A 16879-nucleotide genomic window follows, 5' to 3' on the forward strand; every position below is an offset into this window, starting at 1 on the left:
CGGCTAGCACCGCCACGCGCGCCCGCGCAATGCTATTCGCGCATGTCTATTTGAAAGGCTCGCCAACAGGCTCACCGCCGACGAAGATCTGGCGGCTTTCGACCGTGCGGATATCGACGTCGCCCCGTTCGAAGCTTTGGCGCAGCCGCGCCCTTTGTGCGTCGGTATAACGATCAAGGCTCTGATCGACGCGAACCCAGCCATCCTCGCCCTTGCGAAACGCAATCGGATCGCAACCATAAGGCCGCGAACCTTTTACGACCGCGGCAGCCGCAATCTCCGCCGCGGCTTCCACCTCGACCAACGCCGGATAGCAGCTGCCGGAGAACAGAATCGCCTCGCTTCCGCTCTCGCTGAACAGCAACGTACATCCCTCCCCCAGCGAACAGGGCCAAGCTGCGCCGACCAATGGCTGCAGCGCTTCGGGCACGGTAGCGTCCTGCGGCAGGACGCGCAGTTTCGCCATTGCCTGCTGCGTATCTTCGGATGCGGCCTGTGCCTGATCGCCATCCCAGCGATCTTCCCACTTCAGCGCCTCGGCGGCGGCCGTCCGGATTTCGGGCTTGTCGCTCTCCGCCAGCCGAGTCAGCGCGTTGCGACCGGGTTTGCCAAAGTCGAACGCGAGCGCCGTCCAGTCGAAATCGGACGGCGAAACCGCGCCGCTTTGCAGGCGCGCCAGCTGATCGCGAGTCGATAGCGACTGAAATGCAACAAAGGGTGTGGCGAGCAGCAGCGCGAGCACGCAGAGCCCTCCGCCGAGCCACAGGTTGAGCGACCGCACGCGCGCCATCCATGCGGCGCGATCGATCACCACTGCCAGCAGATAGGCGAGGCCATAGGCGCAGGCGACGCCGACGAACACGACCGCCCAGAGCCGTTCGGGCGTGAAACCATATTGCTGGATGCGCACGAAGGTGGAGCAGGCCGCGACGACCGCGAGCGGCAACATCGCCAGCGCCAGCGCCAGCGCACCCCAGCGAAGCACACGCGTCCGCGATTCCTGCCCGGCATCGTTACCAATCACGGCGTTGGCGAGGATCAGCGCGCCGATCACGCAAGTGAGCAGCGTCCCGGTCGGCCAGACGGTCGCATCCCACAGCGCGCCGAGGCCCGCGAACGGCAGCGCGATCAGGAACAGGACCAGCCCCGCCGCCAGCACCGGCGACAATACCGCCAGCACGCGCGCCACCACCTGCTGCACCATCCGCACCACACCGACATGTTCGTGCAGCAATCCCAGGCCAAGCCCGAAATTCAGCCCGATGAACATCGGCGCGAACCAGTTTTCGCGCATCAGATCGCCGATCCATGCGATCCCGATCAGGCGGAACAGCTGATCGAGCAGCGCGATCATCAGATAGACGATGAAAACGAACGCCCAGGCGGCACACCACAGCACCACATTGGTCCAGGCGTGATCGTGCGTTGCGCGATAATCGAAGGTGAGCGACTCCGAATCGCGGGCGACCTGATAAAATGGCGCGGCGATTCCGGCGGCGAGCGCAAGGCTCATCATCCGCCAGCCCGCCAGCGTATCCCAGTCCGCCGGATTGCCGTTCCAATAGGCGACCAGCGCCGCCACCGCGCCCCACAGCAGCGAGAAGATCACCGCAGAGAGAATCGCCCGGCGTTCGAGCGTGAAGCCGACCAGACCGGCAGCGACCACGACGAACGTCGCGATCGTCAGCGCCATCGTCGTCGGCGACGTGCCCAAGTCGCGCCCGACAAGGAAATACACGATGGCGCCTGCGACGAGCCCAAGTATCGCCAGCAGCAACGGTCGCAACGGCCACGACATTTCTGTCGTTTCCACGACTTCGACTTCAGCTTCCTGCATGTTCCCTCTCCCCTGGACACAAGGCATCTCGCGAATTGGAAACAAGGTCAATCGCGATTGCATCGCGCCGTTTCGTCCTGCAGGAGGCTGGTAAAGGCGCGGACGAGCGCTTATGTTGCACTGCACAACGGAGCCGGTTTTGAGCCGCAGGACGGATAAGGCGAGAGGCATTGAGGGCATGACGGGATCGACGGGCAACGCCCGGCGTTCGCGCCATCCGACGCGATACACACGCTGGTTCCTCTATGGGATTGCAGTTCTGGTCATGCTGACGCTCGCCGCAGCCTTTACCTATCGCTTCTGGGGCATGGAGCTGATCCGGCGCTCGATGGTGCCCAGCGCCGGCTTCGCCGCGCAGGCACCGATCGAACCGCAAGGCTATGCCCGCGCCGATATGTGGCTGGCGCGTCCCGACAAGCCGGGTAACCCGGCGCTGTGGACGCCCGCCGGGATGCAGCCCGCATCGGACCCGCCCGCCGCAGTCTTCTTCATCCACCCCACTTCGTACATGAACCGCGCGCAGTGGAACGCGCCGCTTACCGATGTCGAGGCGAACAGCACCGCCGAATTGTTCCTGCGCGGTCAGGCAAGTGCGTTCAACGACGTGGGTGCGATCTGGGCGCCGCGCTATCGCCAGGCGACATTCGGAGCGTTCCTGACCAGCGATGCGGCGGCGCAACAGGCGCTGGACCTTGCCTATGGCGACGTGCTCGCCGCGTTCGACGCGTTTCTGAAGGAAGCGGGCGACCGGCCGATCATCCTGGCCGGACATAGTCAAGGGTCGCTGCACCTCACCCGGCTGCTTATCGATCGGGTTGCCGGCAAGCCGCTCGCGAAGCGTATCGTCGCGGCCTATGTCGTCGGCTGGCCGATTTCGATCCCCGCCGATTTGCCCGCGCTCGGCCTGCCTGCCTGTACCGGTCCCGACGAAGCGGGCTGCATCCTTTCCTGGCAGAGCTTTTCCGAACCCGCCGATCCCAGCCTGATTTTCGACAAGTTCGATGCGACTAACGGCTATACGGGTGCGCCGCGCAAGGATACGCCGCTGCTGTGCACCAATCCCATTACCGGCACACCCGACACCAGCGCCCCGGCGCAGGACAATCTGGGTACGCTGCTGCCCGATGCGAGCTTTTCGAACGCGCAGATGGTGCCCGGCGGGGTGCCCGCATCCTGTCAGGGGCGCGGCATATTGAGCATCGGCAGGACGCCGCCCAATCTTGGCCAGTTCGTGCTGCCGGGCAATAATTACCATGTGTTCGATTACAGCCTGTTCTGGGCGAATGTCCGCGCCGATGCCGCGCGCCGTCTTGCCGCGTTCGAAGCCAGGTGATCACCACCGCCGCCGCCGATTTCCGTGCCGCCCTGCCCGATGCCGGGCGGCTGATCGGGCTGGATGTCGGCACCAAGACGATCGGCACTGCGCTGTGCGATGCGGGCTGGTCCTTTGCCAGCCCGGCGCTGCTGATCCGCCGGGGCAAATTCACCAGGGACAAGGCGGCGATCGCCGATCTGATCGTGGCGCAGCAGGTGAAGGGCATTGTCATCGGCCTGCCGCTCAACATGGACGGGACCGACAGCCCGCGCACGCAATCGACTCGCGCCTTTGCCCGCAACATGGACGATATCGCGCTGCCCATCCTGCTGTGGGACGAACGCTGGTCGACGGTCGCGGTCGAACGGACGCTGATCGAACAGGATGCGAGCCGCGCGAAACGCGCCGAACTGGTCGACAAAATGGCCGCCGCGCACATCCTTCAGGGCGCGATCGACGCGCTGGTCCGGCACTGACGGAGCGCATGCCGATTCCGCGCTGATCGGGCGCAAGGGGTTGGAAATACGGCACCGAACGGGCATGGAGCCGCGCATCATGCTGGCCGCCATGTTTTCCGTGCCGAGCCTGCTCGTGGCCATCTTCACCCTGATGGCGGGAAGCAGTTTTCTCGCGACGCTCGTCAGCCTCCGGCTCGATGCCGGGGGCAGCCATGCGCTGATGATCGGTATTGTCGGCACCGGCTATTTCGCCGGACTTTCGCTGGGATCGCGGCGAGTCGGCGCGCTGATCGCGCGGGTCGGGCATATCCGCACCTTTGCTGCGGTCGCGTCGCTGCTGACAGTGACCACGCTTGCCTTCCCGATCGTTCCGCCGGGGCTGGGCTGGGCCGCGCTGCGCTTCGTCAACGGGCTCGCGATGGCGGGCGTGTTCATCTGCCTTGAAAGCTGGCTCAACGAACGCGCCGAACCGTCGACGCGCGGCGCGATGCTGGCGAGCTATATGATCGCGGTCTATTCGGGACAGGCGCTGGGACAGTTGCTGCTGACACTGGGGATGGACGGGCGCGCCCTGCCCTTCGCCATGGCAGCGATGCTGATCTCGCTCGCGGCGCTGCCGATCGCGCTGACGCGTATTGCCAGCCCCGAAGTGTCCGATGCCACACCGATGGGCGTGAGCGACCTGTACCGTGTCTCGCCGCTCGGATGTGTCGGCACCATTGCCACCGGACTGATCTTCGGCGCCTTTTACGCGCTCGGCGCCGTCTATGTGCTGCGCGAAGGCGGCGGCGTCAGCGACGCGGCGTGGTTCATGACGGCAGTGATCCTGGGCGGGGTAGCGCTGCAAATCCCGCTCGGGCGGCTGTCCGACCGGTTCGACCGGCGCAAGGTGATCGTGTGGCTCTATGGCGGCACCATCCTGTCCAGCCTGGCGCTGGCACTGGCAGGCGCGGAAGGTGTCGCACTAGCGGCATTGGGCGCCGCGTTCGGAGGACTGGGCTTCGCACTCTATCCGCTGTGCGTCGCGCATACCAACGACCATCTGAGGCCGAACCAGCGCGTTGGCGCGAGCGGCGGGCTGGTCCTTCTCTATTCGCTTGGGGCGGCGGCGGGCCCGTTCGTTGCCGGGGGCGCGATGCAGGTGATCGGCCCCGACGGGCTGTTCCTGTTCATCGCCCTGTGCGCCGCCGGCGTGTTCGGTTTCGGCCTCTGGCGCCAATGGCGCACCGACCCCGTGCCCGAAGCGCAGCAACAGGATTTTGCGATCCTGCCGCGGACCACGCCGATGGCCGCTTCGCTCGATCCCCGGACCGGGGACACGCCATGAACGGGCCCTTGCCACATGGGGCGAGCGGAGCTACGCGACCGCTTTAATGTCAGCGTCCGATCATCGCCCCGGTGCCGTCCTGAACGGCAGCGAAGCCTTTCCGCACAGGCACCTTACCGGCATTGCCGGTTTGCAGCCGCACGAAATCATGTTCCTGCTCGACGAAGCGGAACAATGGGTGGAGGCGAACAAGGAACGCGGGCGATTGAGCGACCGGCTGGCCGGGCTGACGCAGATCAACGCCTTTTTCGAAAATTCGACGCGTACGCTGCTCAGCTTCGAAATCGCGGGCAAGCGGCTGGGCGCGGACGTGGTAAACATGCACGCCGCGCAATCGAGCGTGAAGAAGGGCGAAACGCTGATCGACACTGCCGTCACGCTGAACGCGATGCGTGCCGATGTGATCGTGATCCGCCATGGCAGTTCGGGCGCGGTGCAGCTGATCGCGGACAAGGTCGATTGCCCGGTTCTGAATGCCGGCGATGGCTGGCACGAACATCCGACCCAGGCACTGCTCGACGCGCTTACCATCCGCCGTCGCCGGGGCGCGGTTGCCGGACAGCGCGTAGTGATCTGCGGCGACATTCTCCACAGCCGCGTCGCGCGATCGAACATGCTGGCGCTGACCGCGCTCGCCGCCGAAGTGCGCGTCGTGGCCCCCTCGACACTGATGCCCGCCGAAGTCGAGCGGATGGGCGTCACGCCGTTCAGCGATTTCGACGCCGCGCTGGAAGGCGCGGATGTGGTGATGATGCTGCGGCTGCAGAATGAGCGCATGTCGGGCGGGTTCATCCCGTCGACCCGCGAATTTCACATGCGCTATGGGCTGACGCCCGAGCGGCTGGAACGCGCCAGGCCCGATGCGCTGGTGATGCACCCCGGCCCGATGAATCGCGGCGTCGAAATCACCTCGAGCGTCGCCGACGACAAGCAGCGGTCGGCAATCACCGAACAGGTGGCGATGGGCGTCGCGGTGCGTATGGCGTGCCTCGACGTACTGACGCGGCACGAACGCGGCGTGGAGGGTTGGGCATGAAGCGGCTGTTCACCAATGCGCGGCTCGTCCTGTCCGACCATATCGCCGAGGGCAGCCTTTTGGTCGATGGCGACACCATCGCTGCGGTCGGCACGGTCGAAGCGCCGTCCGATGCCGAAACCGTCGATGTCGGCGGGCTGCTGCTCGCCCCCGCGATTGTCGATCTGGGCGTATTCGCGATGGACAAGGCGGCGATGCGCGCAGGCGGCATCGCCCGCATCGGCCTGATGCCCGATCAATCGCCGATCCTCGATGGCCCGGGCATCATTCAGCGCGCCTCCGCGATGGGCAAGCCCGAGCTGTGGGTCCACCCGATTGCCGCCGCCACGGCCGGGCTGGAAGGCAAGGATCTGGGTGAAATGGCGATCAATGCCGAAGCGGGGGCGCGTGCCGTCGCCACCGGGCGCCGCTGGATCGCCGATTCGGGGATGATGCGCAAAGTGCTCGCCTATGCCCGCGATTGCGGGCTGGCGGTAATCGCGCATGCCGAAGATGCGGGACTGACCGGCAATGCGGTCGCGACGTCAGGCGAAACCGCGACGCGGCTAGGCCTGCCCGCCGCGCCTGCCATCGCCGAAGCGCTGGCAATCGCGCGCGACCTGATGCTGGCGGAGGAAACCGGCGCGCAACTCCATTTCCGCAATGTCACCACGGCCGGCGGGTTCGACCTGATCCGTGCGGCCAAGCGGGCGGGCATGCCGGTCACCTGTGGCATCACCCCTGCCCATCTGCTGCTGTCCGACGTGGCGATGACCGATTTCCGGACCTTCGCGCATCTTTCGCCGCCGCTGCGCAGCGAAGCCGATCGTCAGGCGGCGCTGCGGGCGCTGGGCGAAGGTACGATCGATGTCATCGGTTCGGGGCATGATCCGCGCGGGCCCGAGGAAAAGCGCCTGCCCTTCGCCGATGCTTCGCCCGGCATGGCGGGCGCCGAAACGCTGCTCGCGCTATCGCTCGGGCTGGTGCGCGACGAAGTGCTGACGATCGAGCGGCTGTTCGCGTTGCTCGCCGCCAATCCCGCCCGGATATTGGGGCTGTCGACCGGAACGCTGGAGGTGGGTCACCCGGCGGACCTTATTCTGGTCAATGCCGATGCGCCGTGGCAGATTCAGGCGGATCGCATGGCGGCAAAGGCAGGCAATACGCCGTTCGACGGCCTGCCCGTTCAGGGCAAGACCGTCGCCTTGTTCAAGGGCGGGACCGAAGTCCTTTAGGGCAAAGGGATCAGCGCGAAGCGACCTGTTCGTTCGCGCGCGCCCAGCCCGCGACTTCGTCGCCGGCCCTGGTCCGCACGAAGCAGGAACCGCCCCCCGAACGCACCTGACGGCACATCGCATTGGCATCGCTGCGCGAGAAGCCGCCGACCGAGAGGCGGTAGAAATTACCGCGACCGGTGGACACCTGCGCCTGAGACGGGGTGTGGCTGCCGAGCACTGAATAGCGCGCGGAAACGCGACGCCACGCCGAATGCGCATTGGCGGCGCTGGAATAGGCCCCCAGCTGAACGAAATAATTGCCCGAGGAGGCGGCCGTAGCAACCGCGGACGGCCGCGACGCGGCCGGACGCGCGGGTGCAGGGGTAGCGGCGCTGGCAACGGCATAACCGCTCGGCAGCGCCTGAACCACTTCGCGCGACGGGCCGAACACCACCCCGCCCTGCGCGCGCGCCGGAGCGGGAGCAGGCGTTTGAGCGGGCAGATCCGTCACCGGCAGGTCGGCCTGAACCGCCAGCGCCGATGCGGAATCGCCAGTGCCGGGCATATAGGCATCGACCGGATCGATATTCTGCGATGCCGCCGCCACCGGCTGCATCGTTTCGGCAAGCGCCAGCCGCTCGGGCTGACCCGGATCCTGGACCGCGCGGACGCCGAGCAGCGATGCGACCTGATCATAGGCATTGGTCGGGCGCGAAAAGGCCGCCCAGTCGGCCATGCGGCGATCGAGCTGATCGGGCGGCACATCGAGCGCGGCAAGCGACTTGGCTTCCTGCCAGCGGCCCGAAAGCGCGAGCGCGAGTGCCAGATTCTGGCGGACCTTGGGCGTGGCGCCCGGCTGGCGCGCGACCGGCAGCAGCACTTCGACCGCGCCCACCGGATCGCCGGCCAGCGCCATGGCAAGCCCGCGATCGCCCGCCGGAATGATGTTCGAATGCGTGTCGAGCGCCTGACGCGCGCCCGCCCAGTCGCCATTCGCGATCTGCGACAGCGCGAGATGCAGTGCGACCGTGCCGTTGCCCGGATCGAGCGCCAGCGCATCGGTCAGCGCCTGTTGCGCCGACTGGAACCGGCCCGACATCAGATAGGTCTGGCCCAGCAATGCGCGATATTCGGCATTGTGCGGATCGTTCGCCACCGCCGATTCGGCGTAGCGGACGGCGCGTTCGGGCTTGTTCTTGCTCAGCTGCTCGCGCGCCTCTGCGGCATCGCGCGCGGCTTTTCGCGCGTCGTGATCGGCAGACAGAGTCGCTGCATGGGCGAGCATTGCCGTTCCTGCGGCTCCGGCCACCAATGGCCCGCCGATCACCAGCGCCGAAAGGCCGATGGAAAGGAAATTGCGGCTAGTCATTATCTGTCCTTCCGTCGCGGCTGCCGCTCGAGCTGGTGAACCAGCGCATCCACGGCCTGTTGCGAATCGAGAAATGCGTCGAGTGCTTCGGTTACGATCTGTTGCGCCGAACGATTGGTTACCGCCGATGCGAGGCGCAGGCGCAGATGGCGGTCGGAATCGAGGCGCAGGGTGAAGGCCGCGCGCCGTTTCTTGCGATGGATTTCCCGGGCGATGCGCGCCGCCGCATCGGGTGCGATCGCGGGTGATTGCTCGTCGCTTTCGCGCGCCGCCGCCTCGCGGATTTCCTGATCCAGTGCTTCGCGCTGGCGCAGCACTTCGGGTTTGGCGACGGGGGGGGTGGCGACGGGCGCCGGCGCGACCGGTGCAGGTGCAGGCGCGGGAGCGGGCGTCAGGCCATCGATGGGAGCGGCGGCCGTCCCAGAATCCTCGCCCATGTCGTTCCAACCAAGATCGTCCTGCGCGGACAGCGGCGTCAGGCCGACATAGCCCTGGGGTCGCATCGCCGGACGCGCCTGGCCCTTGCGCGCCAGCAGGCCCGAGGAAAGCGAAGCGGTGGGTTTGGGAGCGCCGAGCATCGCCTGCATCTCCCTCAGCTCACCACGCGGCGGCCAAAGCCGCCTGTGGGTCGTGCCATGCCGAAACCGGCCGCCGCGGCAGGCGCGGTAAACACGGTACGGCGGAAATTCTTTTCGAGCCGGTCGGAGACATAGTCCCACAGCGCAGCGACTTCGCCTGCCGATTTGCTGCGCGGATCGATTTCCATGACGGTGCGACCATCGATCATCGACGACGCGAAATCGGTGCGGTGATGGACGATGACCGGCGCCACCGTGCCGTGCTGCGACAATGCGACAGCGGCTTCGGACGTGATTCGCGCCTTGGGCGTGGCGGCATTGACGACGAACACCAGCGGCTTTCCGGCGCGTTCGCACAGATCGACGGTGGCGCCGACGGCGCGCAGATCGTGCGGGCTGGGCCGCGTGGGAATGACGATCAGCTCGGCGACCGTGATAACGCTTTGGATCGCCATGGTAATTGCCGGGGGCGTATCGATCACCGCCAGCTTGAACCCCTGTTGCCGAAGCACTTCCAGATCGGATGCGAGCCGGGCGACCGTGGTCTGGGCATAGGCGGGAAGATCGGTGCTGCGTTCGTTCCACCAGTCGGACAACGAGCCCTGCGGATCGATATCGATCAGCACGACGGGGCCCTGTCCGGCCAGTTCGGCCTGAACCGCCAGATGCCCCGACAGCGTGGTCTTTCCAGACCCGCCTTTCTGCGATGCCATCGCCAGAACGCGCATGTACCCCTCGAAACTCCCGCTGATTTCCCGAAAGGATTGCCATGTCCGGAATAAGAAGAGGTTAATGCGTGCCGTGTAGGGACGTTGAAGCCCCTCGCCGCGCGTAAGGGAATCTTTCACCAACGCTGGTTAATTGCCATTATCCATCGCCGGGTCGGATTGACCCGAATTACGAGCCGAGGCGTTTTGCGCATGAAGTCATTGTGGATCCTTGCAGCAGCCATCGCCGTGCCGATCGCGACACCCGCGGCGGCGCAGCAGGCAGCGGAAGCCTCCGACCCGGTTCGGGAAGGTGTCGAGGCATGGTCGCGCGGCGATTACACGACTGCTATCGCGAAATGGCGTGCGCCCGCCGAAGCGGGCAATGCCGATGCGCAGTTCAACCTGGGTCAGGCCTATAAGCTGGGTCGCGGCGTCCGGCCCGATCTGGCGCAGGCGGAAGAATGGTATCGCCGCGCCGCAATTCAGGGCCACCCGCAGGCAGCGGACAATTACGGGCTCGCCCTGTTCCAGAACGGCAATCAGCGCGAAGCGGTGCAGTGGCTCGAACAATCGGCGCTGCGCGGCGAACCGCGCGCGCAATATGTTCTGGGCACGATGTATTTCAACGGCGACCAGGTCGAGCGCGACTGGGTGCGCGCCTATGCGCTGATGGTCCGCGCTTCGCAGACCGGATTGCCGCAGGCGAGCCAGGCGCTGGCGCAGATGGATCAATATGTCTCGATCGACGACCGGCAACAGGGGCTGACCCTCGCCCGCCGGTACGAAGAGGAATCGAACCGTTCCCAGCTGCCGGTGGATTTTGCCGGGCCGGTGACGGAGCCGCCCGCGGGCGGCAACCCGCCCGTCCAGACGGCGACGAACGAACCGGCACCCGATCCCAATCGCATCCAGACGATCGATTTGCCCCCGTCACAGGTGGCCCAGCGCCCGATCGAAACCGCCCGCGCGCCGGAGCCGGAACCCGAAACGCCCTCGCCCTTCGTTCCGACGCCGCAGCCGCAGCCCCAGCCTCAGCCGGTGCCCGTCGCACAGCGCCCGGCACCGCCGCCGCGTCCGGCCGCAATGGTCGACAGCGGCTGGCGCGTCCAGCTGGGCGCGTTCAGCGATCCCGACAATGCCACCGACATGTGGCGCAATGTCTCACGCCTGTCCGCCGCACAGGGGCTCCAGCCCTATTATGTGCGGTCGGGACGGCTGACCAAGCTGCTGATCGGCCCCTATGCCTCGCGCGCCGAAGCGCTGCGCAGCTGCAACGCGATCAAGGCCAGCGGCCGCGATTGCCTGCTGGTCGCGCCGTAAGGCGATAACGGTACGAACCGTCGCCCCTGCGCGACGGTTCAGGCGGCGACCCAATCCTTGCGCGCTATGCCTTGTGCGGTGAGCAGCGCGGTGAGCGGCGTATGGTCGATCCGCGCACCGGCGGCTGCTGCGACGATCGGCTTGGCACGATAGGCGACGCCGAGGCCGGCACGCTTGATCATCGCAAGATCATTGGCGCCGTCGCCCACCGCGAGCGTCTGGGCGAAATCGAGGCCGAGTTGCGCCGCAGTCTCGCGCAATGTCGTTTCCTTGGTCGAGCTGTCGACGATCGGCTTGGTCACTTCGCCGGTCAGCTTCCCGCCCGCGACCAGCAATGTATTGGCGATCACGCGGTTGAATCCGAGCCGATCGCCGACCGGTCCGGCGAAGCGCGTAAAGCCGCCCGACACCAGCACCGCCGTGGCACCGCGCGCACGCATCGTCTTCACCAGCGTTTCGGCACCCGGCGACAGCCGCACGCGTTCGGCAAGGCAGCGGTCGATCGCGCTTTCCTCAAGCCCCCTCAGCAGCGCGACACGCGCGTCGAGCGCGTCGGCAAAGTCGAGTTCGCCGCGCATCGCGCGTTCGGTCACCTCGGCGATCTGCGCCTTGATCCCCGCATAATCGGCGAGTTCGTCGATGCATTCGACAGTGATCATCGTCGAATCCATATCGGCGATCAGCAGCTTTTTTTCCCGATTCTGTGCGGGCTGGACGATCACGTCAACGCCCGGAAACACGTCCTCCAGCGCCAGCCGCGCCGCAGCAGGATCGGTGGAAAAGGGCAGATCCGCCGCTTCATCCGCGTCGATCCAGCACGCCTCGCCCGGCGCACATCCCGCATTGGCAAGCCGATCGGCGGCAGACGAAATGTCGCCCGCGGTCAGGCTTTCGGATGCTATAAGCGTGGCGATGAACATATGGCCCCTTGCCGGATCGGTATCAGAAACACCCGTTTGCCCTGAGCTTGTCGAAGGGCCGTACTTCTTCGTGCCGCGTGGCGAAGGACAGAACGGCGCTTCGACAAGCTCAGCGCAAACGGTGGTGGGGGCGGGTCGGTGAGCGTCCCTCCCCCGCTGGCGCTCATCGCAGGGCCGACCGCGAGCGGCAAGTCCGCTCTGGCGGTGGCGCTGGCCGAAAAGCATCGCGGCGTCGTGATCAACGCCGACAGCGCGCAGGTCTATGCCGATCTGCACGTGTTGTCCGCGCGGCCCGATGACGGGGAGCTTGCCCGCGCGCCGCACCGGCTGTTCGGCCATATCGACGGCGCCGACGATTATTCCGCCGCCCGCTGGGCAGCCGAGGCACGCCAGGAGATACTCCAGGCGCACGCCGATGACAGGCTGCCGATTCTGGTCGGTGGCACCGGCCTGTATATGCGCACGCTGCTGGATGGAATCGCACCGGTGCCGGAAATCGATGCCGATATCCGTATGGAAGTGCGCGCGCTGCCGGTGGCCGAGGCCTATGCCGCGCTGGAAAAGGCCGATCCGCAGGCGGCGCAGCGGCTGCGGCCGACCGACACGACGCGGATTGCCCGCGCGCTGGAAGTCGTGCGCTCGACCGGTCGCCCGCTCGCCGAGTGGCAGGCCGAACGGGTCGGCGGGATCGGCAAGCGCGTGGCGCTGACCGCCATGGTGCTGCTGCCCGATCGCGAATGGCTGCGCGCACGTTGCGATCGGCGGTTCGATCTGATGCTCGATCAGGGCGCGGTCGAGGAAGTCCGCGCGCTGTGCGCCCGCACCGATATAGCCGCCAATGCGCCGGTCCGCCGCGCCATCGGCGTTGCCGAAATCGGCGCATGGCTGTCGGGTGCGCTCACCCGCGAAGAGGCGATCGAGCGCGCCCAGGCGGCGACGCGCCAATATGCCAAACGCCAATATACCTGGTTCCGCAACCAGCCTCCCGGCGAATGGGCACGCACGGACGAGACAGAAACAAACCGATTGTTGCATATATTTGAAACTAAATTACTCAATTAAGCCTTGACCTGCACTTTTCGTGCGACTAGCAGCGCCCCTCCGGCGGTGCTATGGCGCACGCGCCTGAAGGAGGACCAACGTGACCGAGAAGAGCGGAGCAGACATCCTGATCGAGACCCTGACGGATCTCGGCGTGGAAGTCGTATTCGGCTATCCGGGCGGCGCGGTTCTTCCGATCTATGACGCGCTGTTCCAGCAGGACCGGATCAAACACATCCTCGTCCGCCACGAACAGGCCGCGACTCATGCGGCGGAAGGCTATGCCCGCGCGACCGGCAAGCCGGGCGTGGTGCTGGTCACCAGCGGCCCAGGCGCGACCAATGCCGTGACCGGCATCACCGACGCGTTGATGGATTCGATCCCGATGGTCGTCATCACCGGTCAGGTTGCGACGCAGCTGATCGGCACCGATGCGTTTCAGGAAGCCGATACGATCGGCATCACCCGCCACTGCACCAAGCATAATTATCTGGTGAAGGCGCCCGGGCGCATTGCCCCGGTGATTCGCGAAGCGTTTCATATCGCCACGTCGGGCCGCCCCGGCCCGGTGCTGATCGACATTCCGAAGAATGTTCAGGTCGCAACGGCGCCCGCCGCCGATCCGGCTGCGCCGGTGACGCGCACCACCTATCGTCCCGTCACCCAGCCCGATCCCGAAGGCATCGAAGCGGTGATCGAAATGCTGGCGGCGGCCGAACGGCCGATCCTTTATACCGGCGGCGGCATCATCAATTCGGGGCCGAAGGCTTCGGAATATCTGCGCGAGCTGGCGGCACTCACCGGTGCGCCGGTCACGTCGACGCTGATGGGTCTGGGCGCCTTCCCTGCTTCCTCGCCGCAATGGCTGGGGATGCTGGGCATGCACGGCACCTATGAAGCCAATCTGGCGATGAACAAGGCGGACCTGATCGTTGCGATCGGATCACGCTTCGACGATCGCGTGACCGGGCGGCTCGATGCCTTCGCGCCCAATGCGAAAAAGGTGCATATCGATATCGACCGGTCGAGCGTGAACAAGAATGTTCGCGTCGATCTGGCCATCATCGGCGATGCCGGAGCGGCGATGCAGGCGATGATCGACCTGTGGAAAACGCGCGGGCATCAGGCGGCGGACCTTACCGAATGGTGGAACCGCATTGACGGCTGGCGCGCGGTGCGCAGCCTGGACTTCGATGACGGCAAGGACGGCGTGATCATGCCGCAGCGTGCGATCCGCGCGCTGTGGGAAGCCACCAGGGACCGCAATCCGATCATCACCACCGAAGTCGGCCAGCATCAGATGTGGGCCGCGCAGCATTTCGGTTTCGATGATCCGAACAAATGGCTGACCAGCGGCGGGCTCGGCACGATGGGCTATGGCCTGCCCGCGGCGATCGGCGCGCAGCTCGGCCATCCCGACGCGCTGGTGATCGATATTGCCGGTGAGGCGTCGATCCAGATGAACATTCAGGAACTGGGCACCGCAATCCAGTATCGTCTGCCGGTCAAGCTGTTCATTTTGAACAACGAATATATGGGCATGGTCCGCCAGTGGCAGGAACTGACCTATTCGAGCCGCTATTCGGAAAGCTATTCCGATGCGCTGCCCGATTTCGTGAAGCTCGCCGAAGCCTATGGCTGGAAGGGCCTGCGCATCGAAGGGATGCAGGAATTGCAGCCCGGCATCGACGAGATGCTCGCCTATGACGGGCCGGTGCTGGTCGATTGCCGCGTCGCGAAACTCGCCAACTGCTTCCCGATGATCCCGTCGGGCGCCGCGCATACCGAAATGCTGCTCGGTGGCGCCGAGGTTTCGGGCGAAATGGACGACGAAGCGAAGGCGCTGGTGTGATGGCTATATGCAATCCTCCCCGTACCGGGGAGGGGGACCATGACGCGAAGCGGCGTGGTGGAGGGGAATTTCGGCAAGCGGAGCGCGGGTGGACACCCCCCTCCACCATGCTGCGCATGGTCCCCCTCCCCGTGTCGGGGAGAATTTAAATGCACATCAAGGAAGAATCGGTCGAGCGGCACACGCTCTCGGTCGTCGTCGACAATGAGCCGGGCATTCTCGCGCGGATTGCGGGGATGTTCACGGCGCGCGGCTATAATATTTCGTCGCTCACCGTGTCGGAAATCACCGACGACGATCTGGTCAGCCGCCTGACGATCGTCACTCATGCTTCGGCGCCGGTGATGGAACAGATCATCGCCCAGCTCGACCGGCTGGTGCCGGTGCACAAGGTGACCGACCTGTCCGTCCATGGCGAACATGTCGAGCGCGAACTGGCGCTGGTAAAGGTCGTCGGCACCGGCGATCACCGGATCGAGGCGCTGCGCCTCGCCGAAGTCTACCGCGCGCGCGTGGTCGATGCGACCATCTCCAGCTTCGTGTTCGAAGTCACCGGCGGGACCGAGAAGATCGACAAGTTCCTCGAACTGATGCGCGAGGTCGGGCTGGTCGAGGTTGCCCGCACCGGCGTCGCCGCCATCGCGCGGGGGAAAGAAGCGGTCTAGCACCGAAGAGACAATTCAATTCGTCACCCTGAACCTGTTTCAGGGTCCACCCCTCCACCGGCGCGGACCGCGCTGGTTGCACGGTGGATGCTGAAACGAGTTCAGCAGGACGGCACATCGGAAGGGAATGAAACGAAATGCGTGTCTATTATGATCGTGACGCCGACATCAATCTGATCACCGACAAGAAGATCGCGATTGTCGGCTATGGCAGCCAGGGCCATGCCCATGCGCAGAATCTGCGCGACAGCGGCGTCAAGCAAGTCGCGATCGCGCTTCGCGCCGGTTCGGCGACCGCCAAGAAGGCCGAAGATGCCGGCTTCAAGGTGATGACCAATTCGGAAGCCGCCGAATGGGCCGATATCGTCATGATCCTCGCCCCCGACGAGCATCAGGCCGCGATCTGGGAAAACGACCTGAAGGGAAAGATGAAGCCGGGCAGCGCGCTTGCCTTTGCCCATGGCCTCAACGTCCATTTCGGCCTGATCGAACCGCCCGCGGACATCGACGTCATCATGATCGCGCCCAAGGGCCCGGGCCACACCGTGCGCAGCGAATATAAGCGCGGCGGCGGCGTCCCCTGCCTGATCGCGATCGATCAGGACGCGACCGGCAATGCGCATGACATCGCGCTCGCTTATGCCTCGGGCGTTGGCGGTGGCCGTTCGGGCATCATCGAAACCAATTTCCGCGAGGAATGCGAAACCGATCTGTTCGGCGAACAGGCCGTTCTGTGCGGCGGCATCACCCATCTGATCCAGGCGGGTTTCGAAACGCTGGTCGAGGCGGGCTATGCCCCCGAAATGGCCTATTTCGAATGCCTGCACGAAACCAAGCTGATCGTCGACCTGCTCTATGAAGGCGGCATCGCCAACATGCGCTATTCGATCAGCAACACCGCGGAATATGGCGATATCACCACCGGCCCGCGGATCATCACCGACGAGACCAAGGCCGAAATGAAGCGTGTGCTCGCCGACATCCAGTCGGGCCGCTTCGTCAAGAATTTCGTGCTAGACAACCGCGCCGGTCAGCCCGAACTCAAGGCCAGCCGCAAGGCCGCCGAAGCGCATCCGATCGAAAAGGTCGGCAGCGAGCTGCGCGCGATGATGCCGTGGATCGGCGCGAACAAGCTGGTCGACAAGGAAAAGAACTGACGCGAAACCGGTTCGCCCGCGCCCGATGCGGCGCGGGCGGGCTTCATTTATTTTCCGTTGTAGAACAATGTGTTGAAGCATTTTTCTGCCGTTACAAC

Annotated in this window: 15 protein-coding genes; 10 read left to right on the forward strand and 5 right to left on the reverse strand. The window is 65.5% G+C overall.

Annotated elements, in window-relative coordinates:
• Window positions 1–46: 46 nt before the first annotated feature.
• Window positions 47–1837, reverse strand: coding sequence for a DUF4153 domain-containing protein (locus DKB74_RS07125; protein WP_161956826.1), 1791 nt, complete (start codon window positions 1835–1837; stop codon window positions 47–49).
• Window positions 1838–2015: 178 nt separating this feature from the next.
• Between DKB74_RS07125 and DKB74_RS07130 the strand changes: the two genes are divergently transcribed.
• The 5 genes from DKB74_RS07130 to DKB74_RS07150 all read left to right on the forward strand — a co-directional run bounded on the left by DKB74_RS07130 (window position 2016) and on the right by DKB74_RS07150 (window position 7187).
• Window positions 2016–3170 (forward strand): DUF3089 domain-containing protein, encoded by a 1155-nt coding sequence (locus tag DKB74_RS07130; protein ID WP_109807436.1) that lies wholly within the window; start codon window positions 2016–2018, stop codon window positions 3168–3170.
• On the forward strand, window positions 3167–3628 hold the full coding sequence (gene ruvX / locus DKB74_RS07135) for a Holliday junction resolvase RuvX (RefSeq protein ID WP_109807437.1): 462 nt from the start codon (window positions 3167–3169) through the stop codon (window positions 3626–3628). Before DKB74_RS07130 ends, ruvX begins: the two co-directional genes overlap by 4 nt.
• A gap of 79 nt (window positions 3629–3707) precedes the next feature.
• Window positions 3708–4937, forward strand: coding sequence for an MFS transporter (locus DKB74_RS07140; protein WP_109807683.1), 1230 nt, complete (start codon window positions 3708–3710; stop codon window positions 4935–4937).
• Between the two features lie 46 nt (window positions 4938–4983).
• Window positions 4984–5973, forward strand: a complete 990-nt coding sequence (locus DKB74_RS07145) for an aspartate carbamoyltransferase catalytic subunit (protein ID WP_109807438.1) — start codon at window positions 4984–4986, stop codon at window positions 5971–5973.
• Window positions 5970–7187 carry a dihydroorotase gene (locus DKB74_RS07150; protein ID WP_109807439.1) on the forward strand — a complete coding sequence of 406 codons (1218 nt, stop codon included), beginning with the start codon at window positions 5970–5972 and terminating at the stop codon, window positions 7185–7187. Before DKB74_RS07145 ends, DKB74_RS07150 begins: the two co-directional genes overlap by 4 nt.
• 10 nt (window positions 7188–7197) lie before the next feature.
• On the opposite strand, the gene DKB74_RS07155 is transcribed toward DKB74_RS07150, so the two are convergent.
• Genes DKB74_RS07155 through DKB74_RS07165 form a run of 3 tightly spaced genes read right to left on the reverse strand, consistent with a single transcriptional unit; the run spans window position 7198 to window position 9844 of the window.
• Window positions 7198–8538: an SPOR domain-containing protein gene (locus DKB74_RS07155; RefSeq protein ID WP_109807440.1), complete on the reverse strand. Its 1341-nt coding sequence runs from the start codon at window positions 8536–8538 to the stop codon at window positions 7198–7200.
• Complete coding sequence (locus tag DKB74_RS07160) at window positions 8538–9116, reverse strand: hypothetical protein (protein WP_109807684.1); 579 nt, start codon at window positions 9114–9116, stop codon at window positions 8538–8540. Before DKB74_RS07160 ends, DKB74_RS07155 begins: the two co-directional genes overlap by 1 nt.
• Before the next feature lie 14 nt (window positions 9117–9130).
• On the reverse strand, window positions 9131–9844 hold the full coding sequence (locus DKB74_RS07165; protein WP_109807441.1) for a ParA family protein: 714 nt from the start codon (window positions 9842–9844) through the stop codon (window positions 9131–9133).
• A gap of 192 nt (window positions 9845–10036) precedes the next feature.
• On the opposite strand from DKB74_RS07165, the gene DKB74_RS07170 reads away from it, so the two are divergent.
• Window positions 10037–11146 (forward strand): SPOR domain-containing protein, encoded by a 1110-nt coding sequence (locus DKB74_RS07170; RefSeq protein ID WP_109807442.1) that lies wholly within the window; start codon window positions 10037–10039, stop codon window positions 11144–11146.
• Between the two features lie 38 nt (window positions 11147–11184).
• Here the strand turns inward: DKB74_RS07170 and serB are convergent, their stop codons facing one another.
• A complete protein-coding gene (gene serB, locus DKB74_RS07175; RefSeq protein ID WP_109807443.1) occupies window positions 11185–12066 on the reverse strand; it encodes a phosphoserine phosphatase SerB in 882 nt (293 codons plus the stop codon).
• A gap of 138 nt (window positions 12067–12204) precedes the next feature.
• On the opposite strand from serB, the gene miaA reads away from it, so the two are divergent.
• From miaA to ilvC, 4 genes are all read left to right on the forward strand, one after another.
• Window positions 12205–13128 carry a tRNA (adenosine(37)-N6)-dimethylallyltransferase MiaA gene (gene miaA / locus DKB74_RS07180; RefSeq protein ID WP_239987417.1) on the forward strand — a complete coding sequence of 308 codons (924 nt, stop codon included), beginning with the start codon at window positions 12205–12207 and terminating at the stop codon, window positions 13126–13128.
• A gap of 79 nt (window positions 13129–13207) precedes the next feature.
• Window positions 13208–14959 (forward strand): biosynthetic-type acetolactate synthase large subunit, encoded by a 1752-nt coding sequence (ilvB, locus tag DKB74_RS07185; RefSeq protein ID WP_109807444.1) that lies wholly within the window; start codon window positions 13208–13210, stop codon window positions 14957–14959.
• A 149-nt stretch (window positions 14960–15108) separates the two neighbouring features.
• On the forward strand, window positions 15109–15624 hold the full coding sequence (gene ilvN / locus DKB74_RS07190; protein WP_109807445.1) for an acetolactate synthase small subunit: 516 nt from the start codon (window positions 15109–15111) through the stop codon (window positions 15622–15624).
• A 137-nt stretch (window positions 15625–15761) separates the two neighbouring features.
• The gene (ilvC, locus tag DKB74_RS07195; RefSeq protein WP_109807446.1) at window positions 15762–16781 is read left to right on the forward strand and encodes a ketol-acid reductoisomerase; all 1020 of its coding nucleotides are present in this window, start codon (window positions 15762–15764) and stop codon (window positions 16779–16781) included.
• The last annotated feature ends 98 nt before the right edge of the window (window positions 16782–16879 follow it).

Origin of the sequence: Stakelama portus (genome assembly GCF_003171655.1) — a bacterium.
Lineage (GTDB): Bacteria > Pseudomonadota > Alphaproteobacteria > Sphingomonadales > Sphingomonadaceae > Sphingomonas > Sphingomonas portus.

Bases quoted from the DNA above. Each gene is read 5' to 3' on its own strand.
- ilvN (WP_109807445.1), top strand. From the start codon at position 15,109: ATGCACATCAAGGAAGAATCGGTCGAGCGGCACACGCTCTCGGTCGTC.
- serB (WP_109807443.1), bottom strand. From the start codon at position 12,066: ATGTTCATCGCCACGCTTATAGCATCCGAAAGCCTGACCGCGGGCGAC.
- DKB74_RS07170 (WP_109807442.1), top strand. From the start codon at position 10,037: ATGAAGTCATTGTGGATCCTTGCAGCAGCCATCGCCGTGCCGATCGCG.
- DKB74_RS07150 (WP_109807439.1), top strand. From the start codon at position 5,970: ATGAAGCGGCTGTTCACCAATGCGCGGCTCGTCCTGTCCGACCATATC.
- DKB74_RS07145 (WP_109807438.1), top strand. From the start codon at position 4,984: ATGTCAGCGTCCGATCATCGCCCCGGTGCCGTCCTGAACGGCAGCGAA.
- DKB74_RS07160 (WP_109807684.1), bottom strand. From the start codon at position 9,116: ATGCTCGGCGCTCCCAAACCCACCGCTTCGCTTTCCTCGGGCCTGCTG.
- DKB74_RS07155 (WP_109807440.1), bottom strand. From the start codon at position 8,538: ATGACTAGCCGCAATTTCCTTTCCATCGGCCTTTCGGCGCTGGTGATC.
- DKB74_RS07140 (WP_109807683.1), top strand. From the start codon at position 3,708: ATGCTGGCCGCCATGTTTTCCGTGCCGAGCCTGCTCGTGGCCATCTTC.
- DKB74_RS07130 (WP_109807436.1), top strand. From the start codon at position 2,016: ATGACGGGATCGACGGGCAACGCCCGGCGTTCGCGCCATCCGACGCGA.
- DKB74_RS07125 (WP_161956826.1), bottom strand. From the start codon at position 1,837: ATGCAGGAAGCTGAAGTCGAAGTCGTGGAAACGACAGAAATGTCGTGG.
- ilvC (WP_109807446.1), top strand. From the start codon at position 15,762: ATGCGTGTCTATTATGATCGTGACGCCGACATCAATCTGATCACCGAC.
- DKB74_RS07165 (WP_109807441.1), bottom strand. From the start codon at position 9,844: ATGCGCGTTCTGGCGATGGCATCGCAGAAAGGCGGGTCTGGAAAGACC.